Source organism: Brevibacterium epidermidis NBRC 14811 (assembly GCF_001570805.1).
Lineage (GTDB): Bacteria > Actinomycetota > Actinomycetes > Actinomycetales > Brevibacteriaceae > Brevibacterium > Brevibacterium epidermidis.
In genome coordinates this window covers 1-25827 of sequence record NZ_BCSJ01000004.1, presented here as the reverse complement: position 1 = coordinate 25827, position 25827 = coordinate 1, and the positions used below count along the sequence as shown (strand labels likewise).

At 65.9% G+C, this 25827-nt stretch carries 24 protein-coding genes; 11 read left to right on the top strand and 13 right to left on the bottom strand.

The window, feature by feature from the left end:
* Positions 1 to 74 precede the first annotated feature (74 nt).
* Positions 75 to 1076 carry an asparaginase gene (locus tag BEP01S_RS04490; protein WP_062240967.1) on the top strand — a complete coding sequence of 334 codons (1002 nt, stop codon included), beginning with the start codon at positions 75 to 77 and terminating at the stop codon, positions 1074 to 1076.
* Positions 1077 to 1198: 122 nt separating this feature from the next.
* On the opposite strand, the gene curA is transcribed toward BEP01S_RS04490, so the two are convergent.
* Both curA and BEP01S_RS04480 read right to left on the bottom strand, forming a co-directional pair.
* Positions 1199 to 2221 (bottom strand): NADPH-dependent curcumin/dihydrocurcumin reductase, encoded by a 1023-nt coding sequence (gene curA / locus BEP01S_RS04485; RefSeq protein ID WP_062240966.1) that lies wholly within the window; start codon positions 2219 to 2221, stop codon positions 1199 to 1201.
* A 75-nt stretch (positions 2222 to 2296) separates the two neighbouring features.
* On the bottom strand, positions 2297 to 3139 hold the full coding sequence (locus BEP01S_RS04480) for a ribonuclease FAU-1 family protein (protein WP_062240965.1): 843 nt from the start codon (positions 3137 to 3139) through the stop codon (positions 2297 to 2299).
* A 134-nt stretch (positions 3140 to 3273) separates the two neighbouring features.
* Between BEP01S_RS04480 and BEP01S_RS04475 the strand changes: the two genes are divergently transcribed.
* The gene (locus BEP01S_RS04475; protein WP_306306251.1) at positions 3274 to 4269 is read left to right on the top strand and encodes an amidohydrolase family protein; all 996 of its coding nucleotides are present in this window, start codon (positions 3274 to 3276) and stop codon (positions 4267 to 4269) included.
* Between the two features lie 61 nt (positions 4270 to 4330).
* Here the strand turns inward: BEP01S_RS04475 and BEP01S_RS04470 are convergent, their stop codons facing one another.
* From BEP01S_RS04470 to BEP01S_RS04445, 6 genes are all read right to left on the bottom strand, one after another.
* Positions 4331 to 4870, bottom strand: a complete 540-nt coding sequence (locus tag BEP01S_RS04470; protein WP_062240964.1) for a DUF421 domain-containing protein — start codon at positions 4868 to 4870, stop codon at positions 4331 to 4333.
* 82 nt (positions 4871 to 4952) lie between these two features.
* Complete coding sequence (locus BEP01S_RS04465; RefSeq protein ID WP_062240963.1) at positions 4953 to 5702, bottom strand: SDR family oxidoreductase; 750 nt, start codon at positions 5700 to 5702, stop codon at positions 4953 to 4955.
* 68 nt (positions 5703 to 5770) lie between these two features.
* Entirely contained in the window at positions 5771 to 6706 is a 936-nt protein-coding gene (locus BEP01S_RS04460; protein ID WP_062240962.1) for a DUF4097 family beta strand repeat-containing protein, read from the bottom strand.
* Position 6707: 1 nt separating this feature from the next.
* A complete protein-coding gene (locus BEP01S_RS04455; protein WP_062240961.1) occupies positions 6708 to 7352 on the bottom strand; it encodes a response regulator transcription factor in 645 nt (214 codons plus the stop codon).
* Complete coding sequence (locus tag BEP01S_RS04450) at positions 7340 to 9421, bottom strand: sensor histidine kinase (protein ID WP_062240960.1); 2082 nt, start codon at positions 9419 to 9421, stop codon at positions 7340 to 7342. Before BEP01S_RS04450 ends, BEP01S_RS04455 begins: the two co-directional genes overlap by 13 nt.
* A 285-nt stretch (positions 9422 to 9706) precedes the next feature.
* The gene (locus BEP01S_RS04445; protein WP_280512728.1) at positions 9707 to 10987 is read right to left on the bottom strand and encodes a cystathionine gamma-synthase; all 1281 of its coding nucleotides are present in this window, start codon (positions 10985 to 10987) and stop codon (positions 9707 to 9709) included.
* Positions 10988 to 11184: 197 nt separating this feature from the next.
* Between BEP01S_RS04445 and BEP01S_RS04440 the strand changes: the two genes are divergently transcribed.
* Both BEP01S_RS04440 and BEP01S_RS04435 read left to right on the top strand, forming a co-directional pair.
* Positions 11185 to 11523, top strand: a complete 339-nt coding sequence (locus BEP01S_RS04440) for an ArsR/SmtB family transcription factor (protein ID WP_062240954.1) — start codon at positions 11185 to 11187, stop codon at positions 11521 to 11523.
* Positions 11520 to 12011 carry an SRPBCC domain-containing protein gene (locus tag BEP01S_RS04435; RefSeq protein WP_062240951.1) on the top strand — a complete coding sequence of 164 codons (492 nt, stop codon included), beginning with the start codon at positions 11520 to 11522 and terminating at the stop codon, positions 12009 to 12011. Before BEP01S_RS04440 ends, BEP01S_RS04435 begins: the two co-directional genes overlap by 4 nt.
* A gap of 69 nt (positions 12012 to 12080) precedes the next feature.
* On the opposite strand, the gene BEP01S_RS04430 is transcribed toward BEP01S_RS04435, so the two are convergent.
* A complete protein-coding gene (locus BEP01S_RS04430; RefSeq protein ID WP_062240949.1) occupies positions 12081 to 13664 on the bottom strand; it encodes an acyltransferase family protein in 1584 nt (527 codons plus the stop codon).
* A 286-nt stretch (positions 13665 to 13950) separates the two neighbouring features.
* Between BEP01S_RS04430 and BEP01S_RS04425 the strand changes: the two genes are divergently transcribed.
* On the top strand, positions 13951 to 14982 hold the full coding sequence (locus BEP01S_RS04425) for an NAD(P)H-dependent flavin oxidoreductase (RefSeq protein ID WP_083532526.1): 1032 nt from the start codon (positions 13951 to 13953) through the stop codon (positions 14980 to 14982).
* Between the two features lie 156 nt (positions 14983 to 15138).
* On the opposite strand, the gene BEP01S_RS04420 is transcribed toward BEP01S_RS04425, so the two are convergent.
* Positions 15139 to 15870, bottom strand: a complete 732-nt coding sequence (locus tag BEP01S_RS04420) for a response regulator (protein WP_162835632.1) — start codon at positions 15868 to 15870, stop codon at positions 15139 to 15141.
* A gap of 168 nt (positions 15871 to 16038) precedes the next feature.
* Between BEP01S_RS04420 and BEP01S_RS16760 the strand changes: the two genes are divergently transcribed.
* The 3 genes from BEP01S_RS16760 (at position 16039) to BEP01S_RS16755 (ending at position 20053) form a co-directional block, all read left to right on the top strand.
* Positions 16039 to 16938, top strand: coding sequence for a DMT family protein (locus BEP01S_RS16760; RefSeq protein ID WP_062240947.1), 900 nt, complete (start codon positions 16039 to 16041; stop codon positions 16936 to 16938).
* Positions 16935 to 18980, top strand: a complete 2046-nt coding sequence (locus tag BEP01S_RS04410; RefSeq protein WP_062240944.1) for a sensor histidine kinase — start codon at positions 16935 to 16937, stop codon at positions 18978 to 18980. The genes BEP01S_RS16760 and BEP01S_RS04410 overlap by 4 nt, the downstream gene beginning before the upstream one ends.
* Before the next feature lie 74 nt (positions 18981 to 19054).
* Positions 19055 to 20053 carry a hypothetical protein gene (locus BEP01S_RS16755; protein WP_062240942.1) on the top strand — a complete coding sequence of 333 codons (999 nt, stop codon included), beginning with the start codon at positions 19055 to 19057 and terminating at the stop codon, positions 20051 to 20053.
* On the opposite strand, the gene BEP01S_RS04400 is transcribed toward BEP01S_RS16755, so the two are convergent.
* Entirely contained in the window at positions 19962 to 20996 is a 1035-nt protein-coding gene (locus BEP01S_RS04400) for a CPBP family intramembrane glutamic endopeptidase (RefSeq protein ID WP_167348257.1), read from the bottom strand. The genes BEP01S_RS16755 and BEP01S_RS04400 overlap by 92 nt on opposite strands.
* Positions 20997 to 21177: 181 nt before the next feature.
* Between BEP01S_RS04400 and BEP01S_RS04395 the strand changes: the two genes are divergently transcribed.
* Both BEP01S_RS04395 and BEP01S_RS04390 read left to right on the top strand, forming a co-directional pair.
* Positions 21178 to 22584 (top strand): histidine kinase, encoded by a 1407-nt coding sequence (locus BEP01S_RS04395; RefSeq protein ID WP_062240939.1) that lies wholly within the window; start codon positions 21178 to 21180, stop codon positions 22582 to 22584.
* Entirely contained in the window at positions 22581 to 23213 is a 633-nt protein-coding gene (locus BEP01S_RS04390; protein ID WP_062240937.1) for a response regulator, read from the top strand. The genes BEP01S_RS04395 and BEP01S_RS04390 overlap by 4 nt, the downstream gene beginning before the upstream one ends.
* Before the next feature lie 118 nt (positions 23214 to 23331).
* On the opposite strand, the gene BEP01S_RS04385 is transcribed toward BEP01S_RS04390, so the two are convergent.
* Positions 23332 to 24093 carry an SDR family NAD(P)-dependent oxidoreductase gene (locus BEP01S_RS04385; protein ID WP_062240935.1) on the bottom strand — a complete coding sequence of 254 codons (762 nt, stop codon included), beginning with the start codon at positions 24091 to 24093 and terminating at the stop codon, positions 23332 to 23334.
* 123 nt (positions 24094 to 24216) lie between these two features.
* Positions 24217 to 24795 carry an NADPH-dependent FMN reductase gene (locus tag BEP01S_RS04380; RefSeq protein ID WP_039212101.1) on the bottom strand — a complete coding sequence of 193 codons (579 nt, stop codon included), beginning with the start codon at positions 24793 to 24795 and terminating at the stop codon, positions 24217 to 24219.
* A gap of 314 nt (positions 24796 to 25109) precedes the next feature.
* On the opposite strand from BEP01S_RS04380, the gene BEP01S_RS17205 reads away from it, so the two are divergent.
* A complete protein-coding gene (locus tag BEP01S_RS17205; RefSeq protein ID WP_062240933.1) occupies positions 25110 to 25772 on the top strand; it encodes a TetR/AcrR family transcriptional regulator in 663 nt (220 codons plus the stop codon).
* The last annotated feature ends 55 nt before the right edge of the window (positions 25773 to 25827 follow it).

Genomic DNA, 25827 nt, shown 5'->3' with positions numbered 1-25827 from the left:
GTGGAGACTAGCAAAGGCCACTGACTCCAGATCTGACGACGGCCCTGATTGGGAACTGACGATAGACTCGAACCATGCCTGAGACCTCGCCCCGCACCGCTCCTCACCTGCTCTTGGCCGCCCTCGGCGGGACCATCGCGTCGACCGCCAACGCCGAAGGCGGGGTTGCTCCGGCACTGAGCGGAGCAGAGATCGCTGCGGCCGCAGGACTCGACCAGGTCTGGCCGGATCTGCAGGCCGATTTCATTCAGGTCGCCCAGGTCTCAAGCGCGAATGTCACCCTCGAGATACTCTTCGACGTCGTCGAGCTCGCCCGCTCGTCCGAGGCCGATGGAATCGTCCTCACCCAAGGCACCGACACCCTCGAGGAGTCCGCGTTCGGTCTGTGGCTGCTCAACAACTCAGGCACGCACATCGCCGCCACCGGGGCCATGCGCAACCCGACCCTGCCGGGCGCCGATGGTCCGGCGAATGTTCGATCCGCCGCCCTCACCGCTTTGTCCGACCAGGTCAAGGGCCTGCCTGCGTCCCTCGTGTTCAACGACGAGGTCCACGATCCGAGGTTCGTGTCGAAGTCGCACACGACCTCGACGGCAGCGTTCTCCTCCGGGCCCGTCCTCGGCGCGATCGGGTGGCTGAGCGAGGACGATCTCCACCTCCCCCACGCACCACGTGCCCCGAAATCACCGTTCGCCGGCCTGTCCCGTCCGTCGAAGCTGAGCAAGGTCGCCCTCGCCGAGGTGGGGATGGGCGAACCGGTGGAGACCCTTGATCTCATCGCGGGGTCTGGGTTCGACGGCGCCGTCATCTCCGGGGTCGGCGGTGGTCACGTTCCCGAGGTTCTGCTGCCTGCAGTGAATCGCCTGGCGGATTCCATGCCGGTGGTCCTCGCTTCCCGCACGGGATCAGGTGTGAGTCTGCGTCGCACCTACGGCTACCCGGGCGGAGAGATCGGCCTCCTCGAGGCGGGACTCATTCCCGCCGGCATCCTCGATGCCCGCAAGGCCCGCATCGTGCTCAACCTGGCGCTGAGCTTCGGCCTTGACCCCGCCGAGGTGTTCGCTCACTTCGCGTGAGTTCGCCGAGGCACATGCCCGGCTAACCAGCAATACCGACCTCACTCACAAAAAGAGGCGGCGACGACCAGAACTGGCCGACGCCGCCTCCTCGTTTCCGATTCAGGGATGAACCGACAGCCTCAGCTCTCGGCGCCCACGGCGACGACCATCTTGCCGAAGTTTCCGCCGGTAAGCAGATCGTTGAAGTATTCGGGAGCCTTCTCGAGTCCGGGGCGGATGTCCTCGCGGAAGCGAACCTTGCCATCCTTGAGCCAGCCGCTCATGTCCGTAAGGAACTGCGAGGTCAGACGCTCGGCGAACTCGGTCTGGATGAATCCGCGCACGAGCAGCGACTTCGACAGGATGTTGCCCATGAGCGCTCCCGAACGGTCCGGCCCCTCGGGCAGCGAGGTGAGGTTGTAGTTGGCGACGAGACCGCACACGGGCACGCGAGCGAACGTATTGAGCCGCGGCAGCACAGCATCGAAGACCTCCCCGCCGACGTTCTCAAAGTAGACGTCGATGCCCTGCGGCACCGCCTCCTTCAGCTCCTGCCGCAGGTTCCCCGTGCGGTGGTCAAGTGCCACGTCGAAGCCGAGCTCACGCAGGTGCGCGACCTTGTCCGGACCGCCGGCGATGCCGACGGCCGTCGCGCCCTTGATCTTCGCGATCTGTCCGACGACGGAACCGACGGGCCCGGTCGCGGCGGCCACGGCCACGGTCTCGCCCTCCTTGGGCTGACCGATCTCGAGCAGACCCGCATACGCGGTGAACCCGGGCATGCCGAGCACACCGAGGTGGGTGGAGATCGGCGCGAGTTCCGGATCGATCTTGCGCAGGTGCCCGGTCGACTCGACCGAGTACTCCTGCCAACCGCCGTACCCGAGCACGATCTCACCGATGGCGAACTCGGGAGCATTTGATTCGACGACCTCGGACACGGTGGCTCCGACCATGACATCGCCGACCTCGACGGGCTTGGCGTAGGACTTCGCGTCCGACATCCGTCCACGCATGTATGGGTCGAGCGAGAGATAGAGGGTGCGCAGCAGCACCTGCCCATCGCCCGGCGTCGGCACAGGCACCTCGTCGAGCAGGTAATTCTCTGCGGTGGGAGCGCCCACGGGGCGCGAGTTCAGGCGAATCCGATGGTTGGTCGTCATGGAGACGGTTCCTTTCAGTAGCAGATCATTCTTCACTTGTGTGCTTCAGTGGGGCGACAGGTGCATCCGCGACGATCACCGATGCTGTCGGTCATAACAACCATTCGGGATCGCCCGATGTTCCTGATCGAACGATTTTTCTGACACCGAGGCAGCACCCAGTCGGGCCTTCCCCACCAGATCGCGGGCCACCGTCTCCCATTCGGGTTCGAAGGCCCACCCGAAATCGCCGAGGTGGTCGAGCAGGTGGCTGCCATTGTCCCGGATGATCTCCGACCACTCCTGCGGCCACGCCCCATAGTTCGCCGCCGCAGCGAGTTCGTCGACGTCCTTGAATACGGCACCTGTCGGATCGAGCCGACCGTCCTCGGCGTGCAGAGGCATCGAGGAGATCGGAAAAGTGATGTCGAGAATGTGGTCGCTGGTGAACAGCGCATCATCGGTGCGTTGGTGCGTGGCCTCGAGATTGATGTACCACTCGACCCGCACACCGCCGATCTCCGGACGATCGACACCGTCCCCAGCATCTTTGAGCAGCACCCACACGGAGAACGGAACCTGCGGCGGAACGATCTTGAGCACCCCGCGGCCCCGCCACGTGCCCTCGACATTGATCCTGGTGGGCGCCGCGGCCAGAGGTCGGAACCGGGCCTTCAACGGCACATCGTGGGCGTTCGTCTCCTCCCACCCGACGATCCGGGTCTCCTGCGTCGGCGTACCCCCGGCCAACCACAGGACGGCACCGTCGGGTCCATCGGCGATGACACGCATCGGGCGGGCCACCTCGGCGCGGTCACGGTCGAAGTCGAAACGCCGGAACGTCCAGGTCACGGTCTGCCCAGGAGTCCAGAACGGCGCCTGTCCCACGGGTCTGACCTGGGACGGGGTAGGGATCGTAAACGGATCGCGCAGCCTCATGCGGGCAGTCTATGCGCCGGGCATGGACGAGCGCTGAGGACCGACCGCCGCCCGTGTCGGCAAACATCGCATCAGTCGGGCCGAACTCCGGACCGTCCGCCGAGTCGGCGGCGGTGAGGTCATAGAGTGGGGCCATGGACGACTCCGATGATGCAGCGACTCAGACCCCATCACCCGCCCGAGCGACCGCGAATCCCGCTCCGGAGACGACGATCGGTCGCGATTTCGAGGTCCCCGACACGATGACCACTCCCCCGCGCACCGATGCCGAGGTCCCCGCCTACGTCCGCGCACTCGGCCTGCCCGGACTCGCCGACGTCCACGTCCACTTCCTTCCGCAGAACGTGCTCGACAAGGTGTGGGAGTACTTCGACAACGCCGCGGACAACTACGGCCGCGACTGGCCGATCAACTACCGCTTCGACGAGGACACCCGCCTCAACACCGTACGCGAACTCGGCCTGCGCGCCGTCCCGGCCCTGACCTACCCGCACAAGCCCGGCATGGCCGCGTGGCTGAATGAGTGGAACGCCGAATTCGCCGCCGCCCACGCCGACGTCATCCACTGCGGCACCCTCTATGCCGAACCCGAAGCCGCCGACTATGTGCCGAAAGCCCTGGCCGCCGGGGCGAAGCTGTTCAAAGTCCACGTCCAGGTCGGTGTGTTCTCCCCCGATGACGAGGTCCTCGACCCTGCGTGGAAGGCGCTCGAAGAGGCTCGAGTGCCGATCGTCATCCACGCCGGTTCTGCTCCCCTGCCGGGCACGTACACGGGGCCGCAGGCAGTGATCAATGTCCTCGAGCGGTTCCCGAAGCTGAAGTTCGTCATCGCGCATATGGGGATGCCCGAGTACGACGAGTTCGCCGACCTTGCCGAAAAATACGAGAACGTCTATCTCGATACGACGATGTTCGCCTCCGGGTATTTCTCCTCCCCCGCCGAGGTGACCCCCGCCTACCGCGAACGCCTGGCCGGGCTTGAGGACAAGGTCATCCTCGGCTCGGATTTCCCGAACATCCCCTACCCCTACGTCGACCAGATCTCGGGTCTCGCGGCCCTTGGACTCGGCGATGACTGGATGCGCTCGGTGCTGTGGACCAATGGCGCACGGGTGCTCGGGCTCGACTGATCCGTGGTGCGGAGCCCGCCGACGATGGCGGGTCGCGACCACTGATCGCCTCGACTGAGACTCAGCCGTCGCGGGGCACCCGGTCTGCGCCGACGATGCCAGTGAGCATCTCCTCGGAGATCGGAGCACCGCGCCGCATGACGCTGATCTGGCCCGTCGATTCGAGGATCGCGCACGCCACCTCATCGCGATTGCGGATACCGGCAGACCGCAGCTTCGCGATGAGTTCGTCATGGTCGACGTGGCTCCGCGACAGATTGTCCGCGAGGATCTCGCCACCGGCCATGAGCACCACGGCCGGAGAGTTGACGACGCTGCGGACGAACCCGAAGCGCCGGCCGACTCCGCTGAGCGCCTGCAGGATCAGCAGGGTCGCCAGACCCAAGATGCCAGCCGCAAGAGTCGGGGTATCACCGAGGATGGACCGCCCGATGATCGCTCCGATGGCGATGATCGCGGCCACATCGAAGCTCGACAGGCTGGCCAGAGTGCGCTGACCGAAGATGCGCAGGAGCAGAATGATCCCGAAGTAGAAGACCACACACGAGACGACGATCCTGACCGCGTCGGCCCCGTTGAGCCCGTATTCCATCCAATCCATTTCAACCTCCGGAACGGATGTTACGCCTTGCTCAGGGTTCGAACTCGACCCGATGCGCGGGACTCAGCGCATCGGTCGGGGCTCAGACCGATCGCAGCCATTCGTCGACGGTCACGTCGGACATCCTCGGTGACGGTGGGATGAGGCCGTCGCGGGCCATCGGGCCGGGCAACGGAATGCCGACGATCTTCGGCGGTCTCGTCCCTGCTTTCTCGGCTCGCGCGGTGGTCAGTCTGCGGGCGATCTCGGCGAAATCGCTGATCTCGGGGCCGGCGACTTCGATGGTGCCGGTCTCGCGTGCGTCGATGGCCTCGGCCATCATGCGTGCCGCCTCGGCGACGGCCAGGGCCTGCACGCGCATCTTCGGCACGAACCGCAGCGGCCCGGCCTTGATCGTCATCGTGTCGACGAGTTCGAACCATTGGGCGGACCGGAACATCAGCAGCTGCTCGTCCGGGATGAGCCGGCGGAAGATGCGCTCCTGCATCGCCTTGCCCTGGTAGTAGCCCATCAGCCGCGACTCGGCGGTCTCCGGACGAAACGCGATCGACAGGACGGCCACGGAAGTACCGGGCTGCCGGGCAGCGACTTCGGCGATCGAGCGTGAGCTGCGGGAGAAGAAGTCGATGGCTTTGTCGGCATTCGTCGTCAGCTGGTTGACGCAGTCGACGAGGACATCGCTGCCCTCGGCCGCCTCGGCGACTCCCTGGCCGGTCACCGTGTCGACCCCGCTGCTGCGATGGGCGGCGATGACTGTGTGGCCGCGTTCGCGCAGCTGGGGAGCCAGCTGCCTGCCGAATGTTCCGGTAGCTCCGTAGACGGTGATCTGCATGGTCGTCGACCCCTCAGACGCCGCACGGGCGGGCCCGAATTCGAGCCCGCCCGTGCGCCGGTCGTTTCTCAGTTCTGGTTGACTGTGACGGTACCAGTGTCGGCTGTGGCCGAGATCGGAACAAGGGTCTTGCCCTTGGCTTCCTTCGGGTCCTCCGCCACATCGAACTTCTCCAGATCGGAGGCGAGGTCGACGGTGCCGTCATTGGACTTCGCGTTGATCCGATAGAAGAAGTCCTCATCCAGCTCTTCCGACGTGAGCTCGAGGTTCGGCACCCGCATGTCGATCGAGCCTTCTTCGGTCTTCGCAACGATTCCGCCGGTGGGCATCGCCTGATTGGTGAAGTCGAGGTCGACGGTTCCCGTCGAACTGACCACGTCGATGCGGTCGCTGACAGTGAGGTTCTCCCCTTCGATGGCGCCGACTCCGGTTTTGGCCGACACCGTTCCGAATTCTCCGTCGAGGTAGGTGGCGCCCCAATCGCTCGAGGTCCGCATCTTGTCTGCCGAACCGGTCACGCTCACTGCTCCGCCGCCGGTGTGGGCGGTGATCTCGTTGAAGTCGCCGGTGGCATCGAACCGGCCGTAGTTGCCGTCGAAGTCCAGCGCAAGGTCCTTCGCCACACTGGTCGGCATGGTGACGGTCAACCGGGTGTTCTCCAGTTTCCCGGCGTTCTTGAGGTCCACCTCGGCGGTATCAGCTCGACTGTCGACCTCGAGGTTCGCGGAGCTGTCGCGGGGACCGGTGCCGGTGAGCTTGACGGTCGCCTCGGCGACGTCGGCGGTCCTGATGTCGACGGCACCGCCGGAGTCGAGGCCGATCTTGAGTTCCTTCATCGCCTTCGGCAGCGGTTCGCTCGCTTCGATCCGCCCGTAGTCGAGGCGGGAGGCGCCCTGGGCGGTGCTGACGATGACGGGGATGAGGAGGACGACGGCGGCGAGGATGATCAGGACCGCGCGCAGACCGACGCGGGCGGATTCGCTGATGCGCACTGTGCTGGGCATTCTAGGCTCCGAGGAATGTGAGGACGGCGAGGACTCGGCGGTTGTCCGAGGTGTCGGCGGTGAGGCCGAACTTCGTGAACACCGAGGAGATGTGCTTTTCTACGGCACCGGCACTGAGGTAGAGAGTGCGGGCGATGGCGGCGTTGGATTTGCCTTCGGCCATGAGCTGGAGGACTTCGATTTCGCGTGGGCTCAGGGTCGACAGTCCGTCCTTCTTGCGCGTGCGCACGAGGATCTGGGACACGACCTCCGGGTCGAGGACTGTGCCGCCTCCGGCGACCTCATCGACGGCGGCGAGGAAGTCCTCGACATCGGCGACGCGGTCTTTGAGCAGGTAGCCGAAGCCGCCGGTATTCTCGGCGATGAGTTCGGACGCGTACTGCTCTTCCACGTACTGGCTGAACACGAGAACCTTGACGTCCGGGTTCTGCTTGCGGATGAGGACGGCGGCGCGGATGCCTTCATCAGTGAACGTCGGAGGCATGCGCACGTCGATGACGGCGAGGTCCGGCGGATCGTTGTGGACGACGGCGAGGAGTTCGTTGGCGTCGGGCACGGCGGCGATGACCTCATGTCCGGCGTCGGCGAGCAGCCGTTCGAGTCCGGCCCGCAGGACGGCAGAGTCTTCAGCGATTACGATGCGCATGGCACCTCCACAACTACAGTCGTTGGCCCACCTGCGGGGCTGGTCAGGTTCAGTGTGCCACGAGCGGCTTCGACCCGGTCGATGAGACCGGCTATTCCGGTGTGACGCCCGGAACGGTCGACGCGTGCTCCGCCGTGGCCGTTGTCGGTGACGACGATCTGCACACCGAAATCGGTCGGAGCGATGAACACTCTGGCGTGAGTCGCACCCGAATGCTTGGTGATGTTCGTCAGGCATTCGGCGACGACGAAGTAGGACACGGCTTCGGCTTCGCGCCCGATCCGGCCCTCGAGTCGAACATCGACATCGACGGGGATCGTCGCACGACCTGCCAGAGCGGAGACGGCGGCGTCGAGTCCGCGGTCGGTGAGGACGGCGGGGTGGATGCCGCGGGCGAGCTGACGGAGTTCGGTGACGATGCCCTTCGCCTCGGCGTGGGCTTCGGACACGAGTTCCTTCGCCCGTTCCGGGTCGGAGTCGATCTTCGTCTTCGCCATTCCCAGGGTCATGGTCAGCGCGACGAGGCGGGGCTGGGCTCCGTCGTGGAGGTCGCGTTCGATGCGCAGGCGTTCGGCGGCGGCCGCCTCGATGCCGGCCATGCGGGCCCGGTCGAGTTCGGTGACCTCTGCCTGCAGCGCCACAGTGCGGGCCGGTGAGAGCAGCGCCCGATCGAGGGCGCGGTCGAGCAACGGGGCGAACCAGAGGATGGCCAGCGAGCTGGCGAGGACGATGACGGCGCCGATGGCCACACCGATACGGGCCGGTCCGTCGATGGATTCACCGATGAAGAAGGTGTTGACTCCGTGGGGGTTGATGGCCGCGAAGATGCCGAAGATGGACCCGCAGATCGCTGCGATGGTGCCGGCGACGACGATCAGGCCGAGGAGCATCTTGATGTAGTGGTGGGCGGTCGAGCGCCAGAAGGCACCGGATTTCACCTGCAGCCAGCGGTTGTGGAGGAAGCGGCCCATGCCGGGATCGCGATTGCTGCTTTCGATCTTCGGGACGGGGATCTTATCGGAGTAGATGAGTTCGGCTCGGTAGCGTTCGGCGTTGTTCGCGCCCTGCTGGACGAGAACCCAGACGAGGAGGGCGAGGACGCCGAGACCGAGGGCGAAGATTCCGCCGATGCCGGTGAACAGCAGTCCGAGCGGTATCCACGCCCAGATCAGGCCGAGGACGGCGGAGAGCACGAGGTTCGCGACGCCGATGATTCCGGTGGGGCGCTTGGGCCAGGTGATGGGGCCGTCGGCGGGGATCTCCGTGACCTCGTCACGGCTGAGCGGCAGCGAACCGGTGACCGGTGCGTATGCGACGGGTTCGCGTCGCGGCTTCATTCGCCGAGGCGGCCGTTGACGTGGCATCGGCTGAGCGGCCGGCATGGGCTGCGCGTTCGGGGCGGGGTGCGCGTTCGGCATGGGTTGCGCATTCGGCGCGGGCCGACCGAACTGCGCGGCGGGTTGCTGGGCGGGGTGCGGTCCGGGCTGAGGGGCGTGGCCGGGCGGTGCGGGGTAGTTCGGGGTGTTCGAAGGGGCGTACCCGGATGATGCGGCCTGAGCCGAGGGATGAGTGTGGGTGCCCGGCTGGGCAGGAGCCATCGGGGTCGTGTGGGTGACTGGCCGGGTGGGGTTCATCGGCGGGTAGTCAGGTCGCTGAGCCTGGTCGCCTGATCCCATCACTCGGGTCGTGCCCGCTGCAAAGGGAACATCGAGGTCGACGGGCTTCGTCCGGAACTCGCCGGCTTCGCGAGCGGTCGGTTCGTCGACCGCTGTCACGTCGGCTGCGGCCGTATCGGCCGCCGTCGCATCAGCTACGGTCGCGTCGGCTGCGGCCGCATCGGCTGCCGCTGCATCGACTTCGGTGGTCGGCGGTGCATTGACGATCGCTTCGGCGCTGATGGACTCTTCGCGTTCCATCGTGCCGGGCGCCGCATCTGCGGTGCCATGGTCATCCGCGGCGGGGACATCGTCCGAGGACATGCCTGGGGCCGCCTCGGGGGTCTGAGTCTCCTGCGGATCGGGGCCGACCGGCTCCTGATCCTGCGGGTTCTCGGGGGTCTTCTCACTCATAGCAATAACGCTACGGGAGCCGTGGGCGCGCGAACAGCACGAAGACCTCCGACCCCACGTCGGGTTTTCCCGACACCCTGTGACCACGGACACGGGATCCTCGGTGGACTCTGGATCCCCGCGCGCTCCTCACGCCGTGCCGTACCTGAGCATCCCTCACTCTTCGCGGCGAATTACCCCGGTGCAAGGAGGTGTTTCGCCACAATGAGTGAGGGATGCCGAAGCACCGGGAGGACGTGCCACTCGGGGTGGGATGTGACGTTGCCGGTGCGTGATGGCTGCCGGCTAAGCGAGGACCGAGACTCCGATAACCGAGGCATCCGGGTCGGCAATACGGCTTGAGTCAAGGTCGGATGGCGCCTCGGCCGATCCCTCCGCCGTGGCATCCAAGGCCTGGGCGAGGTCAGCGAGGATGTCATCGATGTCCTCGATGCCGACGGACAGGCGGATGAACCTGCCGGAAACGCTGACCTCGCTGCCTGCCACGGACAGATGCGTCATCGTCGCCGGGTGGTCGATGAGTGACTCAACTCCTCCGAGCGACTCGGCCAGAGTGATGAGCTTCGTGTTCGCCACCAGGGACAACGCCCGCTCCTCGGTGTCGGTGCGTAGGGACACCACTCCCCCGAACCCGCTCATCTGCCGCTTCGCCACCTCATGCCCCGGGTGCGACGGCAGGCCCGGGTAGATCACATCGGCCACCTCATCGCGAGTCTCGAGCCATTCGGCCACTGCCTGCGCGTTGGCGCAGTGCGCCTTCATCCGCACCGGCAGGGTTTTGATCCCGCGCCTGGTCAGCCAGGCGTCGAACGGGGAGATACCCAGCCCGACGGACGCGAGGTGGTTCTCGAGACGGTCGACCACCTCGGCGGCTCGGGGACAGCTCGTCCCATCACCGGTGAGGACGGCACCGCCGATGACATCGGAGTGGCCGTTGATGAACTTCGTCGTCGAGTGGACGACGATATCGGCACCGAGCTCCAGCGGACGCTGCAGCACCGGGGTCGCGAAGGTCGAGTCCACGGCCAGGAGTGCATTCGCGCGGTGGGCGAGCCGGGCCGTCTCGGCGATGTCGATGATGTCGAGACCGGGGTTGCTCGGTGTCTCGACCCAGATGATCGCGGTGTTCTCATTGATGGCGGCGGCGAGCGCCTCGGTGTCGGTGAGGTCGACGGTGCGGATGACCACTCCCCAGCGCACGTACTCGTTCTGCAGGAGCCGGAAGGTCCCGCCGTAGACGTCGCGGGGCAAGATGACCTCGTCACCGGGACGCAGCAGCGCGGAGAACACGGCCACCTCGGCCGACGTTCCCGAGTTCACGGCCGCGGCGAACGTTGCTCTTTCCAATTCGCACAGAGCTTGTTCGAGGTCGCTGCGGTTCGGGGTGCCCGTGCGCGCGTAGTCGAAGCCGGCACGAGTCTGTCCCGGGGTGTCCATCATGAAGGTCGAGGTCTGGAAGATCGGGGCCACGACCGAACCGGTGTGTGCCTCGGGCATAGCTCCCGAGTGCACCGATCGGGTCGAGATTCCGGCGGGTGTGGTGGGTTCGAAACGGGGTGAACTCACGGCGGATCCTTCCTTCACTGATGGGTACCGCGCATCTGCGGTGTGCTTCAGTGTGAGTGGCCGATTCCCGTTCGTGCATGCCCGGTGACGCGCATTGTCACTGCATGTCATATGTCGCCGATAATTGTCATTTTTCGACGCGTCTATCCTCGGTTTCCTCTTCCGCACTAGGCCAAAAGGGTGTAATACTTAGCCTTATGGCTAAGCATCAGATTCATTCGCATGAGCTCGACGCGATGTTTGCGGCCCTGGCGGATCCCACACGACGCGGGGTCATCGCACGCCTCGGCGCGGGACCGGCCAGCGTCGGGGAACTGGCGAGTCCGCTGTCGATTTCGCTGCCGTCCTTTATGAAGCACGTGCGCAGCCTCGAATCGTGCGGCCTCATCAGAACCGAGAAGTCCGGGCGAGTTCGCACCTGCGTGCTCGATCAGAATCGCTTCCACCTGCTTACGGGCTGGTTGGAGGAACAGCGGCGGATCTGGGAAGAGAGCACCGATCGGCTCGAGCAGTTCGTCACCCAGGAGGAATCATGACCACCCATCTCTCTCGCACCCGGAATCAGAATCCAGACCTCGACCTCAGCATCCAACGCGTCATCCGCGCCCAGAAGCAGACGATCTGGGACGCCTGGACCACACCGGTTCAGCTCGCCCAGTGGTGGATTCCCGCACCGCTGCAACTTCGCGTGGACTCCCTCGAGCTCACCCCGGGCGGCGCCTTCGTCACCCAGATGAGCGAGGACGGCACCGAATGGCGACCTCATGTCGACGCAGTGTTCCTCGTCATCGAGGAGGGCAGCCGACTCGTGTTCACGAACGCGGTCAGCAGTTCCTGGCATCCGGCGCTGCCGGACCCGGTGGCGATGACCACGGAGATCATCCTCGGTGACCATCCCGACGGCACCGACTACCGCGCCATCGTCCGACACGGCAGCCCCGAACAGCGGGCCCGACACGAAGAACTCGGCTTCTTCGACGGATGGGGAACAGTCACCGATCAATTGGCTGCCTCGGTGGAGTGACTCGCGCGTCCCAGTTGTGCCAGGCTCGCCGCGCGGGCCGGACACAGCTGCCGGATCAGCCCTGCGCGGTCACCTCCGCGGAGTCAGCCCAGCTGAGATGGTGAGCGAGGTGAGGAGCAGGCCGAACGCGACAAACGTCCAGATCAACGGGGCGATCCCGACGAGCAGAGCAACAGAGATGCCGGCTGCGGCGGCACCGACCGCGATGGCGGCCCGCAACCGCGGATGACCGAGAGTCGGGGTCACGGCGTCGGCTCCTGCACGGGAAACAGCTGGGGCGACGCCGTCGGCGTCAACGTGGGAAGCCGCCGAACCCTGCTCATGTGTCTCACGTCCGCGCACCTCACGCGCGATCTCGGCGATCACTCGACCGACCGCGGCAAGCCGCTGTTCCGACGGAAACGGAATCCGCTCGGCGGCCATGGCCACCAGGCCGGACAGCACCATCACAGCAATCAGCCAGGGCAGACGTGTGGCCCACCACCATGACGATCCGATCTCCGGGAGGACGAGCTCGGAGGCACCCGGCACGAGAGACACAACCTGAGCAAGCGCGCCCAGGCCGCCGATGAGGACGATGACGATGCTCATATGCCACAGGTAGACATGCATCCCGTACCGATTGCCCCAGGCGATGACCCGGCCCCAGATCTGCGCGCGGAGGACTCGAGGGTCGAGAGCCGCCTCGCCGGTGGAGGTGCTCGTGGTCTCGTCCGCGGCGTTGAGCATTCGGCCCAGCCGAGCGTGGCCGAGGCGCAATCCGCACATCTGGACCACCCCGAGCAGGACGAGGGCACCGGTCGGCGGATTGAGGTTGACGAGCATGTTCGGGCTGTACACGCCGGCCGAGACGAGTCCGACCAGGGTCAGCAGCGCTGCCACCAGCACGAACCAGGCGATGGGCCTGTGCACGGGACGGTCGAGCGCATCGGCGTAGAAGAAGCCGAGCTGCTGGACCAGGGGCCACACAAGCAGGAAGTTCAGGTAGCCGAGCCCGGTCACGCCCGTGACCGCGACCAGACTGTCGACGACGATGACGGCACCGGCGAGGGATGCGAGGGACCGCCTCGGCGCGGTTTCGTGGAAATGCACGGCAACCGGCACGAGCGCGGTGAGGCCGACGTAGACGGCGAGGAACCACAACGGCTGGCCGATCCGCAGACTGGCCTCGGCGAGGAGGTCGGGCGAAACTCCGAGCTCGCCGGCCACGGACAGCCCGAGGCCGGCGAGGCCGATGAGCACGGTGACGGGTACGACGAGCCGGCGCAGGCGAGCGCGCAGATAGTCGGTCCAGGTGCCTCCTCGGGCGCGGGTGCGGCGCCAGCCGGTGATGCCCGCGTAACCGCCGATGATGAAGAACAGCGGCATGATCTGGAAGAACCAAGATGCGGCGGCGAATCCTTGAGTGCCGGACAGCGCGACGGTGGGCACCACCGTGCCGCCAGGGCCGAGCACCGCCGCGCTCATCAGCGAGTGGAGGACGACCACGACGACCAGGCAACCGAAGCGAAGAAGGTCGATGGCTTGGTCACGGTGGGGCTTCGCTTGCCTGCGCAGCGGAACGGGTGTTGCGTTCGGGATGGTTCTTCCAGCGAGCCGCGTATTCTCATGGTGATCATCGGACGGCAACGGGTCGTTGAGTGTCAGTGTCATATCAGTTCCTCGTCAGAGTCATTCAGTGTCAGAGTCATTCAGTGCCGATCACGTGCGACCGGATGCATTGACACCAAAGTTAGGAACCGCATCTGCCCTTCCACATCACGCCGGAGAGCCGACCTCTCCCCCGCCGACCGATACTTCCGAGGGATACCGCTGACCGACCACCTCATACTCGCGTCGTCCGCACGTGTGAGAATGGCGATGAGCACGCCCGACCACCCGGCCGCCTCGTTCGGCGACAGACACCGAGCCTGGTTCCGGCCGATATAAGGAGAGAACCGTGACGATCGCCTTCGCGAAGACCGCACTGCCCATCATCGGCGCACCCATGGCCGGTGGGACGACGACGCCCGAACTCACCGAGGCGGTTGCTCGGGCCGGTGGATTCCCCTTCGTCGCGGGCGGCTATCTCACCGCCGAGGCCCTCGCTCCGCTTATCACACGGATGCGTGAGACGACCCCGAACTTCGGCGTCAATCTCTTCGTTCCGAACCCCGTCCCCGTCGATCGCGAAGCATTCGATGACTTCGTCACCGCACTCGAACCGGCCGCTGCCGAGCGTGGGATCACGCTCGACCCCGAACCGGTCGAGGACGACGATCACTTCGGCGCCAAGCTCGATTGGCTCACCGAGCACCCCGTCCCCCTGGTCTCAACGACGTTCAATCTGCCCACCGCCGAGGCGGTCGACCGCCTCCACGCCGTCGGCACTCAGGTCGTCGCCACGGTGACCTCGGTTCCCGAGGCTCGTGCGGCTGCCGAAGTCGGGGTCGATGGGCTCATCGTCCAAGGTCCGCGTGCCGGCGGACATTCGGGAACGGCCGATCCGACGCGGACCGTCGAAGACCGCGCGACGGCCGAACTCGTCCGCGACATCCTCGCCGAGGTGGACCTGCCCGTGGCGGCGGGAGGCGGAGTCGACGGTGAGGCCATGGTGGGCGACCTCCTCGAGGCCGGGGCGAGCGCCGTCGTCGTGGGCACCCTGCTGCTGCGCTCAGACGAGGCAGGCACGGCGCCCACGCATCGGGCCGCACTTGCTTCCGATGAGTTCGCTGACACCCAGCTGACCAGGGCGTTCACGGGTCGTCCGGCTCGAGCTTTGGTCAATGACTTCGTGCGGAAGTTCGATCCGGTCGCCGTCGACGCCTACCCGGCGGTGCATCATCTGACGAAGGAATTCCGGGCCGCGGCGAAGAAGGCCGATGACCCGCAGAACCTACACCTATGGGCGGGTACCGGCTACCGCGGCGCCCGGGACGGTTCTGCCGAGACGATCGTCAAGGACCTCGGCTCTCGCTTCGCCCGCGAGTAGTCAGGCAGTCACCGGGCGGGCAGACCGGCGGACCGCACTTTCCTCAAACTGCGATGCGCTTAGGTGGGCGAAATGGTCACAGAAAACCGAGCACGGCGTGACCATTTTGACCACCTAAGCAGGCGTTCCCAGCCCGAAGCCCGCAACAGAACGCCCTCAGCTCCCGGCGACGACCAGCCCGGACTCGTAGGCGGCGACGACGATCTGGGTGCGGTCGCGCAGACCCAGCTTCGACAGGATCCTCGACACGTGGGTCTTCACGGTCTGTTCGGCGAGAAAGAGCTGCTCGGCCACCTCGGCGTTGGCGTGCCCCTTCGCCACCAGGGTCATCACGTCGATCTCCCGGTCGGTGAGCTGGCCGAGCACGGCGGTGTCCTTGGCCACGGTGGGCCCGGCGACGTATTCGGCGATGAGCCGGCGGGTCACCGAGGGCGCGAGCAGCGATTCCCCTCCGGCGACGACGCGGACCGCGGTGATCATGTCCTCGGCGGTGGCGTCCTTGAGGAGGAATCCGCTGGCACCGGCCCGCAGCGCGGAGAACACATATTCGTCGGCGTCGAACGTGGTGAGCATGATGACCCGCGGGTGGGCTCCGGGCATGTTGAAGATCGCTCGGGTGGCGTCGAGCCCGTTGAGGGTCGGCATCCGAATGTCCATGAGGATGACATCGGGGCTCGTCTGGCGCACGAGGTCGACGACGGCGGATCCGTCATCGGCGCTGCCGACGACCTGCATGTCCGACTGTGCGTCGAGCAGTGCCCCGAACCCCTGCCGCACCATCGCCTGATCGTCGACGATGGCGACCCTGATCGTCGTCTCCGACGGAGGCGGCACACTCGCCGAGGCGGCTCCCCCGTCCCCGCCCAGCGCATCCTCAATTCCCGGCATGGTTCCAACCTACCGGACAGTGTGGTCACGGAACCCGCGCAATCCCCGAGAATCCGCCGACCGTGCCCGGTTTCGACCGAATTTCATCCTCATGGGTGATACGTGCGGCACCCATTTCACTCCTGCGTATGATGTGCCGGCGCATACCGCCTCCCTAATGTTCGAGTCATGATCATCACCGCCGTCATCCTCGCCACCGCCGCAGCGTTCTGCCTGGCCTTGGGAACCCACTTCCAGCAGCATGCCGTGGCCACCATGGCCCCCGGCCTGCGCCGTCGCGCCACCTGGGTCACCGGGCTCGGCCTCATGGGGCTGGTCACGGTGTTCAACGTCATCGCACTCGGACTCGGTCCGGTCTCCATCGTCCAACCCATCGGCGCGGTCTCGCTCGTCTTCGCCGTCCTCATCGGCCGGCGGTACTTCGGTCTCCGCCTCGGTGCTCCGCTGCTCATCAGCATCGCGGTCACGCTCTTCGGGATCTTCTCCTTCGTGGCCACCTCGGCGAGGTTCGCCCACGATATCTCCGTGAACGCACAGTCGGTGACCTGGCTGCTCGCCGTGCTCATCGCCCTCACCCTCTTCGCCGGACTGTTCTCGTTCAGCTCCGCCGGCCACATCCCTAGGGTCGTCATGACCGGGATCGTCTTCGGCACGGTCGCTGCGGCCACGCACGTCCTGGCTCGGTCGGTCGTCATGTCGGGTCTGCCCGAACTCGACACATTCGGTCTGCGCTGGTGGGCGCTGCTGGCCGCAGTCGGGCTGGCCTCGGCAGCGGGATTCTGGCTCGTCCAGACCGCGTATGCCTGCGGCCCCGCCGAGACGGTGCTGGCCGGTCTCACGGTCATCGACCCGATCGTCGCCGTCATCATCGGTGCCGCGTTCTTCGGCGAATACACGGGACTGACGCCGCCGGCTGTCATCGGTCTGCTCGTCTCCGCGGCCGTCGGCATCGGCGGGGTGTGGATGCTCTCGCGCTTCCACCCGAAAGTCCTCGAATCTCGCGGCACTGCTCCCGCCGCCCCTGCGCCGGCCGCCTCGCAGACAGCTCAGGAAGGAATCACGCTGTGAACCACTCCCCCGATCTCACCTCCCCCGCCCCCGCCGAGACGTACGCTGGAGACGTGCCCCGCCCAGCAGAGCCTCCGCAGATCGGCCCGAACGCAACGTCGGCCGCCGACTCTCCGGCCCCTCGCGAACCGCGTTCGCGGTGGGCCAGGCTGTGGCGCAATCTCGGCCGCGATTCCGTTCTCATCGCCCCGAGCCTGCTCATCTCGCTCATCGCGTTCCCGGTGCTCATCACCCTGTTCTCCGCCTCGATAGCCACGGTCATCGTCTGGGTCGGTGTGATCCTCCTGCCGCTGACGCTCACCGTCGCCCGCGCGTTCGGCAACCTCTCCCGGGGCCGTGCCCGCGCCTGGGGCGCGCCCATCGCCGAGGCGGCTCCCCGTCCCCGTGGACACGGACTTCGCTGGTGGTTGGCTCCGCTGTCCGATGCCCGCGCGTGGTTGGACTTACTCTTCGAAACCGTGTTCGCCCTGCCGATCCGGCTCTTCACGTTCTCCGTCTGCCTGGCCTGGTTCGCCGGCGGTCTGGGCGGGATCACGCATTTCTTCTGGGGCGCGTTCGTCCCCGACGGAGGCGGAAACACCGTCGACTTCGTCGTCGCGTGGGTGACGAACTCCCCGGTCACTGATCTCGGGTTCGCAGCCGAGGCCACCTTCCAGTTCATCGTCGGGATCATCCTGCTGCTGACGTTCCCCTTCGTTCTCCATGCCATGGCGCTGCTCGAGATCGTCGCGATTCGTGCGGCCCTGTCCCACGATGTCGAAGGTTCTGGCGCTGCGCAGAATCCGGGCGGGCCTCGGACCACTGCAGTCGCTGCGAGTCCAGCAGCGGGGTCGCAGGCGACTCCCGAAGCCTCACCGAAGCCGTCGAGGTTCCAGGCGATCACCGGCGGTGAGGGGTGGTTCTGGCTGATCTCCGTGTTCGTCGGTGCCGTACTCGTGGCGATCTCATGGCCGGTGACGACGGTTCTCTACGACGTTCCGACGGTCTTCGCCATGCTCATTGCGCTTGCCCAGAGCGCCGCCCTCGTCCTTGTCGTGCGCTGGCCGATTCCGGCGATCGCTCTCGGACTCGTCGGTCAGCTGGCGGGAATCCTCCTCACCGCGGACATCTCGGGAGCGGTCCGACCGTTCACGGTCACCTCACTGTTGGCTCTCGTGTTCCTCCACCTCATCATCGGACTGCGTCACCGCTGGATCCACCTCGTGGCACTGTGGTCGGGCAGTGCGCTCATCGGTGTGCTCGCCCTGATCCTGCCGCATGCCGGCGAGCTGCCCGGGGCTCTGTCGAACGTCATCACCACTATGTCGATCGCCGCCGGCGCCGGGATCATCGGCGTCATCGGCAACCTGCTCATCAAAGGTCGCCAGCAGCTCGAATCCGAACGCGAACTCAGTGCCGCGGAGCTGGCGAAGCGCCAGGAGCTGGAAGAGCGCAACCGGATCGCTCAGGAACTCCATGATGTCGTCGCCCACAGCATGTCGGTCATCAGCGTGCAGGCGACCACGGCGAAGTACCGACTGCCCGGACTCGATGAGCGCAGCCTCGGCGAATTCGACTCGATGGCCTCATCGGCCAGGCAGGCGCTGACGGAGATGCGCGGACTGCTCGCAATCCTCCGCGGCGGACGGGACGCCGATCTGGCTCCGCAGCCGACCGTCGACGACATTCCCGCTCTTGTCGATGTCACACGTGGTTCTGGTGCAGTCGTCGATCTCGACTTTCCGGCTGAGACCCTGCCGCTGCCGCCGACGACGAGTCTCACGGCGTTCCGCGTGGTGCAGGAGAGCCTGTCGAATGCGCTGCGACATGCAGCCGGTGCTGCGGTGGGCGTCACCGTCACGGTCATCGGCACCCGACTCGAGATCTCCGTGCTCAACGGGGAACCCGACAGCGGGTCGGATCCGGGTGGGCACAGCCACCTCGGCGGAGGTTTCGGCATCAAAGGGATGCGCGAACGCGTCGAAGCACTGAACGGGAGCCTGCAGGTGGGGCCGACGGAAGCCGGCGGGTTCGCCGTGCGGGCATCGCTGCCGGTGGAGTGAGGGCGAACGGATTGATGACATAATCAATCAGGGATTCCTGCTGTCTGAAATCCGCTCCGAAAGGTGCATGAACAGTGCCTCACTCATCGTCATCGACACGTTCCGGCCTGACGACGCCCGCGACCGAGTCCGTGCCACGGAAACAGTCCCAGTTCGTCCGGGATCTCCGGCGCACGATTGCCATCATCATCGTCGTGGCGTTCGGCCTGGCTGCAGCCGGCGGGATCATCGTCCTCCTCGGCGACATCGAGTCCGAAGCGACGTTCCAGGTCATCGGGACGACGGCAGTGACCGGCATCTGCAGTGTCGCCGCCTTCTGTGGGGCGACGCTCATCGGTCGACGAGTTCAATGGTTCGGCAGCGTCACAATTCTGCTGGCCTTCGTCACTCTGCTGTTGAGCGTTGTGTTGCTGTGGGGCGATCCGTTTTCGTGGGGTGACCATGCCCCCGGCTCGACCGGCATGACCTTTGGCGACATCTTCTACCAGGTGCTGTCCTCATTCGCCCTTGTCACCGCTGTCGCCTCGATTTCCTCGCTCATTCTGCTCCTGACGTCCCGGACCTGGCTGGTGCGGATCGGATTGCCGATCACGCTCGGCCTGCTTGCCCTCGGCACATGCCTGGTGCTCGTGACGATCTGGGTCGAATCGGCGTGGGGACTCGAGTGGCTCACCCGCGTCAACGGGATCGTGTGGATTCTCGCTGCGTTGGGAGTCGTCATCGTGCCGCTGACGTCGCTGCTGCTCAGGGCCGGGACGAAGCCCACCGGCGCCGTCGAGACCGTCGAGACGCCGGAGAAACAGACTCGGCCGTCGAATTCCCATCCTCTTTCGGCATCAGCTCAGTCGTCGTCGGCCCAGCCACGCTCGGCGCAGTCGTCGACCCAGTCTCCTTCGACTCACCCTTCGCCGGCTTTGTCCCCGTCGACGCTCGATCGCATCGACGCCGCCGCCCGGGCCGAGGGCATAACTGCCGACGAGCTCATCGATCGGCTGCTGACAGCGGAGCCTCGAAACCCTTCGGCAGACGAGGGGTCGTTCCGCCTCGGCGACGCTCATCGAAGACGACGATGACGGCGAAGACGATCGGGGCGACAATCGACATGACGACCTCGATCGTCGGGGCGCTCGTCGCGTTGAGGTCGGCTCCGGCAAGCACGCCCAGACCGAACGCGAAGACGTTGTTGACGATGTGGAAGGCGATTCCGGCTTCGAGTCCGCCGGTGATGATGGTCAGGACGCCGACGATGACGGCGAAGATGCCGACGTCGATGAGTCCCGGCAGGTCGTAGACGTGGCCCACGACGAAGATCGGCACGGGGATGAGCACGGCCCATGCGGGGTGGCGCAGCCATGAGCCGGTGATGTTCATGGCCAGTCCGCGGAAGACGATCTCTTCGGCCGTTGCCTGGAAGGGCACGAGCAGGACGATTGCGATGAGCATGGTGAGCACGTGCTGATCCCACTTGATTCCCGAGGTCAGGCTGCCAATCGCACCATCGGAGAAGAGCACCATGACCAACGCGCAGACCACCCACACGGCCGTGCCGGCCAGTAGATACCGGCCGAGTCGACGCAGGCGCATTCCTCCACGCAGCGAGATCATCGAGGAGAACCAGCGCCGATAGATGCACAAGGTCGCGAGCTCCGCCGCCGGCCACATGACGATGACGTTGATGAGTCCGAAGAGCACGCCCGTGGTGGTGTTCATGTCGATGAGACGGTCCGACCAGGCGTTGAAGTCGCCGTCGGCGCCGAAGGCCAACAGCGCCCAGACGAAGAAGCCGACGAACAGGACGAGGACCGCGATCAGGTAGAACGCCAGGGTCAGAAGGGCCACGAGGATCGGATTGAACCACCGATTGTTCGGCAGCTCGGCGAACTGCCGATGATACCGCCGAGGCGGCTCGACGGAACCGTCGATATGGGGGTTAAGGTCCGGCTGGGTTGTTATGAGCGCAGCCGACTGGGTTGCGGTGGGCGTGGGTGACAATGTGCGGCGGGGTAGGTTTCTCATGCCTCCACCCTTTCGAAACCGACGGTCGCCCGCCATCGGCCAAGGGCATGATTCGTGTCATCCGTTCGGGTGATTGCGCACGTCAGAATGCCTACATCCGGGTTCCTGCGGCCACAGCGTCCGGCAGAACTCATCCTTTCGGACGACAGTCTCGCAGCCGTCTCCCCGGTAGGCTCGAAGCGTGACTCCTCGCCCCGCCCGCCGCCCGCTCGCACGAGCCCTCCTCTGGACCGGCATCACCGCTGCCGCCGGTGTGCTCTTGCTCTTCATAGTCATCGGAACCGAGTGGCCGGACCTTGACAGCGCAGAAGCCCAGGACGACGCACTCTATTTCGAGTTCCTCGTCCACCTTTTCTTCGGACTCATTGCCCTCGTCTGCCTGCCCATCGTCCTCGTCCTCGATGGACGTCGGGTTCCGCGCACTCAGCTGCGCCCGAAGGTGCTGGCCGCAGAGAAGCTGCGCGAATTCCTCACCGTCACCGGCCGCGGTGGTGAGGAGTTCCTCGCCGCCGACGGATCCGTCGAATCTCTCCAGCGCCGACCGGGCGGTTGGGTTCCCGTCACCGTCGGGATCATCGGGATCCTCATCGGCACGGTCAGCGTTCTCGGTGCCTTCGCCGCCTCGATCATGCTCGTCTCCCTGGCGGCCAGACGCAGCTGGGCACTCGATTTCGGCGCGCTGGCGACGGCGGTCGTCGCACAGTCAACGACCTACTTCCTCACTCCGCAGGCAACCGGCGCCTTCGAAGTCCCGATCTTCGTAACCAACGGCGTCGTCTTCGCCGTCATCGTCATCATCGGCGTCATCCGCGGCGCCCGCGAGCAGGGGTTCATCGACTCCGCCGCGCAGACCCTGCTGCGCGAACGCTCACGGCAGGACCGCGCCATCGCCGAGGTGCGCCGCGGCATCGCCCGCGACATGCACGATTCTCTGTCCCATCACCTGTCCGTCATCGCCATGTACTCCGGTGCCCTGTCAGTGCGGCAGGACCTCGACCCCGACGAAGTCCGCGAAAGCGCCCGCCTCATCGCCGATGCGGCCCGTCGCTCCGGTGTCGAACTCCGCGAGGTGCTGACGATGTTGCGCAGCGACGATCAGGGCACGGTCATCGACCCCGACATCGACCGCCTCGTCGCGGCCAGGGGCGACACCGCCGAGCTGCGCTACCTCGAACCCGTGACCGCCGCGGCGCTCCACCGGTGCGGGGCACTCGAGCAGACGACGATCTATCGCTTCGTCCAAGAAGCGATCACGAACGCGGTCAAGCATGCCCCTGGCCAAAAGGTGACGATCAAAGTCGGCTTCGATGAGGCCGACGGTCACCTCGAACTGACCGCGAGCAATCCGCACACGGGGCTGGCCCCGGCCTTCCGCGCCGGAGCGCAGCAGCTCGTCACCGGATCCGGATTGGGGCTGCTCGGATTGCGGGAGAGAATGGAAGCCATGGGTGGCGACCTCACGGTGACGACGACCCCGGAGTTCACCCTCCGCGCCCGCATCCCCATCGACGCAGACGTCCTCACAGACGACGACTCAGCGGGCACCGCCGACACGGCCGGTTCCCACGACGAACAGGAGAAAGCATGACGATCCGCGTCATCATCGCCGACGACGAATCGCTCATGCGCTCGGGTCTCAAGCTCCTCCTCGGCGCTGCCGACGATATCGACGTCATCGCCGAGGCGGTCGATGGAGTCGAAGCCATCGACCTCGCTCGCCGGCTGAGTCCCGACCTTGTGCTCATGGACATCCGGATGCCCCGACTCGACGGGCTCGAGGCGGCACAGACGTTGCTGAGCGATCCCGAACACCCGCAGGTGCTCATGCTCACGGCTTTCGGCACCGACGATTTCATCCACCGCGCTCTGCAGTCCGGGGCTGCCGGCTACATCCTCAAGGACACCCCGCCGGAAGAGCTCATCAATGCCGTCCGGGCGGCTGCCGATGGCACCCGGACTCTGTCGGCGACCGCCTTGGCCACGTTGATGTCGTCTCGTCCGCCCGCCTCGGCGCCGGGTCAGGATCCGCTCGCGTCGCTGTCGACACGGGAGCGGGAGATCGCCGAGGCGGTCGCGCAGGGAATGACGAACGCGCAGGTGGCGCGGTCGCTTTTCGTCTCGACGGCGACGGTGAAGACCCACTTGGCGCGCATCTTCGACAAGCTCGAGGTGACCTCGCGGGTGCAGCTGGCACTGCTCGTCAACTCGCACCGCTGAGCGTCCCACCAAGCGACAGAGCCGCCCGTCCGCAATTGCGGACGGGCGCCTCTGTCGGTCACGCGATCCTCGACGGGGAAGTCCTCGGGGAGGGCATCCTCGGTGAGGGGTCAGTCGATCATTTCGGGGCCATGCGGATGGCGCCGTCGAGGCGGATCGTCTCGCCGTTGATCATCGGGTTGGCAACGATCGATTCGACGAGCTGCGCGTATTCGGCAGGCTTGCCCAGTCGGGCCGGATGCGGGACGGACTTTCCGAGGGATTCCTGCGCCTCGGCGGGCAGACCGGCCATCATCGGGGTCTCGAAGATGCCGGGTGCGATGGTGACGACGCGGATGAGGGAGGCGGCGAGCTCGCGTGCCATCGGGAGGGTCACCGCGGCCACGGCACCCTTGGACGCGGAGTAGGCGATCTGGCCGATCTGTCCGTCGAAGGCCGCGACGGAGGCGGTGTTGATGATGACTCCGCGCTCTTCGCCGTCGGCTTCCTGTTCCTGCATCGCGGCGGCGGCGAGGCGACAGACGTTGACGGTGCCGACGATGTTGATGTTGAGCACCTTCTGGAATGCTTCGAGCGGCAGCGGACCTTTGCGGGAGACGAGCTTTCCGGGGGTCGCGACACCCGCGCAGTTGACGACGACGCGCAGGGCGCCGAGTCCGGTGGCGGTGTCGACGGCGGCCTGAACCTGCTCTTCGTTCGTGACGTCAGCGGTGACGAAGTGGGCGGAATCGCCGAGTTCGGCGGCGGCTTGCTGCCCCACCTCGGCGTTGAGATCGACCATGACGACCTGGGCGCCGGCGGCCAGGAGACGTTCGGTGGTGGCGCGGCCGAGGCCGGAGGCCCCGCCGGTGACGAGGGCGACGGTGTTCGTGAGATCCATGAGTGTCCTTTGCATCGCTGAGCGAACAGTTGATCACTGTGACTCTAACGCAAGTGCGGGGACGACGAAGCCCGCCGGTCGGGTGACCGGCGGGCTTGTCTCAGTTCAGCGATGCGGGCAGACTCAGGCGGCCTGCTCCTCGGCGCCGGCTTCGCGCACGGACTTCAGCGCCTCGCCCCAGGCGACGATGTCGTCGACCATGGATGCGAACGGGGCGGTCGAGACCTCGGTCGGGGCGAAGGTGCCGTCGGCAACGTCGGTGAAGATCGAGAACGATGCCTGGTCGCGGACGACGGCCAGTTTGTAGTTCGCGAGGATGTGGCGCAGGTGCTCAGCCGCGCGCACTCCCTTGTCGGCGCCATAGTTCACGATGCCGGCAACCTTGTGGTTGAACTCGGTGGCGACGAAGTCGAGGGCGTTCTTCAGCGAGCCGGAGATCGAGTGGTTGTACTCGGGGGTGACGAAGATGAAGGCGTCGAACTCTTCGAGCTTCGCGCCCCAGGCCTTCGTGTGGTCATTGGCGTACATCTTCGCACCGGCGGGGATGACCTCGTCGAGCAGGGGCAGGTCGAAGCTGCCGAAGTCGACGACCTCGGCGCGGACATCGCCGTTGGAAGCCAGCTGCTGCTCGACCCAGTTCACGATCTGCGGGTTGAGCGCCTGCGGGCGGGAGGTTCCGGGAATGATGGCAATGTTGAGCATATGCGTCCTCAAATCGTTGAGCGGTGTCCGCCGGCCGGGCGGCCGTGGCGGTCGAGTTCACGGGTGGAGCCAGCGACCTCGGCGCACCGGATCACTTGCAACTCCACACTGGGCAACATGGTTGAACACTCAATCATTCCCGGGGATCGAGTGACCCTCGTCACTAATTGGAGTCGGGCGCAGAACACGGTGATACCGTATTTCCGCGCGAAATCAGGCCCGCAGAGCCCGTCTGTCGTGTATGGTCGATGGGCAAGTGAAAGACTGTTCGTTAAAAGACGGCTTCGACGGAAAACTAGGCAAGGAGTCCGGTCATCGCGCGCTCAACCAACGGCCGCAACAATATCCTCCGCTCGGCCAGAGACACCTTCGCGGACAAAGGATTCGACGGTGCGTCCATCCGCGACATCGCACAGACAGCAGGCCTGAGCCTCTCTGCGCTCTACTACTACTTCCCATCCAAGCAGGAAGCACTCTACGAGCTCGTCCACACAGCGTATTCCTGGTACATCGAGCACTGCCAGGCCGTCATCGCCGACGTCGATGATGATCCGGTCGATCAGCTGGCCGTGGCCGTGCGCTACCTCGCCCGCTATCGGATGGAGAACGTCTCGGTCTCCACCGTGCTGCTGCGCGACACCGAACGCCTCACCGGCGACAACGCGGTCCGCGTCAAGGAACTCCAGCGGGAAGCTCGCGAGATCATGGGCGATATCGTCCAGACCGGAATCGACGCAGGGACGTTCCGCGTCAACAGTGCGGCTCTGGCCACTCGCGCAATCCACTCGATCTGCAATTCGCTCTCGCTGTGGTACCGGCCGACGGGCGACCTGACGCCTGACATGATCGAGCGCGACTTCACCCAGTACTCGCTGCGCATCCTCGGCATCGACCCCGACGAGGCCGAACTCGACCGCCTGTTGGCTCTGCCGGTCAACCAGGCCGGAATGCTCGACTTCATCGCCGACACCAAATAACCCCCGTACTACCTGACGGCGGCCCAGCTACCTCGCGCGAGGTTGCTGGGCCGCC

Coding starts and splice junctions, on each gene's coding strand:
- BEP01S_RS04400 (WP_167348257.1), bottom strand. CDS start 20,996: ATGAGAAACCTACCCCGCCGCACATTGTCACCCACGCCCACCGCAACC.
- BEP01S_RS04390 (WP_062240937.1), top strand. CDS start 22,581: ATGACGATCCGCGTCATCATCGCCGACGACGAATCGCTCATGCGCTCG.
- BEP01S_RS04450 (WP_062240960.1), bottom strand. CDS start 9,421: ATGAGTGAGAAGACCCCCGAGAACCCGCAGGATCAGGAGCCGGTCGGC.
- BEP01S_RS16760 (WP_062240947.1), top strand. CDS start 16,039: ATGATCATCACCGCCGTCATCCTCGCCACCGCCGCAGCGTTCTGCCTG.
- BEP01S_RS04460 (WP_062240962.1), bottom strand. CDS start 6,706: ATGCCCAGCACAGTGCGCATCAGCGAATCCGCCCGCGTCGGTCTGCGC.
- BEP01S_RS04465 (WP_062240963.1), bottom strand. CDS start 5,702: ATGCAGATCACCGTCTACGGAGCTACCGGAACATTCGGCAGGCAGCTG.
- BEP01S_RS04480 (WP_062240965.1), bottom strand. CDS start 3,139: ATGAGGCTGCGCGATCCGTTTACGATCCCTACCCCGTCCCAGGTCAGA.
- BEP01S_RS04380 (WP_039212101.1), bottom strand. CDS start 24,795: ATGCTCAACATTGCCATCATTCCCGGAACCTCCCGCCCGCAGGCGCTC.
- BEP01S_RS04470 (WP_062240964.1), bottom strand. CDS start 4,870: ATGGATTGGATGGAATACGGGCTCAACGGGGCCGACGCGGTCAGGATC.
- BEP01S_RS04440 (WP_062240954.1), top strand. CDS start 11,185: ATGGCTAAGCATCAGATTCATTCGCATGAGCTCGACGCGATGTTTGCG.
- BEP01S_RS04430 (WP_062240949.1), bottom strand. CDS start 13,664: ATGACACTGACACTCAACGACCCGTTGCCGTCCGATGATCACCATGAG.
- BEP01S_RS04475 (WP_306306251.1), top strand. CDS start 3,274: ATGGACGACTCCGATGATGCAGCGACTCAGACCCCATCACCCGCCCGA.
- BEP01S_RS04420 (WP_162835632.1), bottom strand. CDS start 15,870: ATGCCGGGAATTGAGGATGCGCTGGGCGGGGACGGGGGAGCCGCCTCG.
- BEP01S_RS04435 (WP_062240951.1), top strand. CDS start 11,520: ATGACCACCCATCTCTCTCGCACCCGGAATCAGAATCCAGACCTCGAC.
- BEP01S_RS04455 (WP_062240961.1), bottom strand. CDS start 7,352: ATGCGCATCGTAATCGCTGAAGACTCTGCCGTCCTGCGGGCCGGACTC.
- BEP01S_RS04385 (WP_062240935.1), bottom strand. CDS start 24,093: ATGGATCTCACGAACACCGTCGCCCTCGTCACCGGCGGGGCCTCCGGC.
- curA (WP_062240966.1), bottom strand. CDS start 2,221: ATGACGACCAACCATCGGATTCGCCTGAACTCGCGCCCCGTGGGCGCT.
- BEP01S_RS04490 (WP_062240967.1), top strand. CDS start 75: ATGCCTGAGACCTCGCCCCGCACCGCTCCTCACCTGCTCTTGGCCGCC.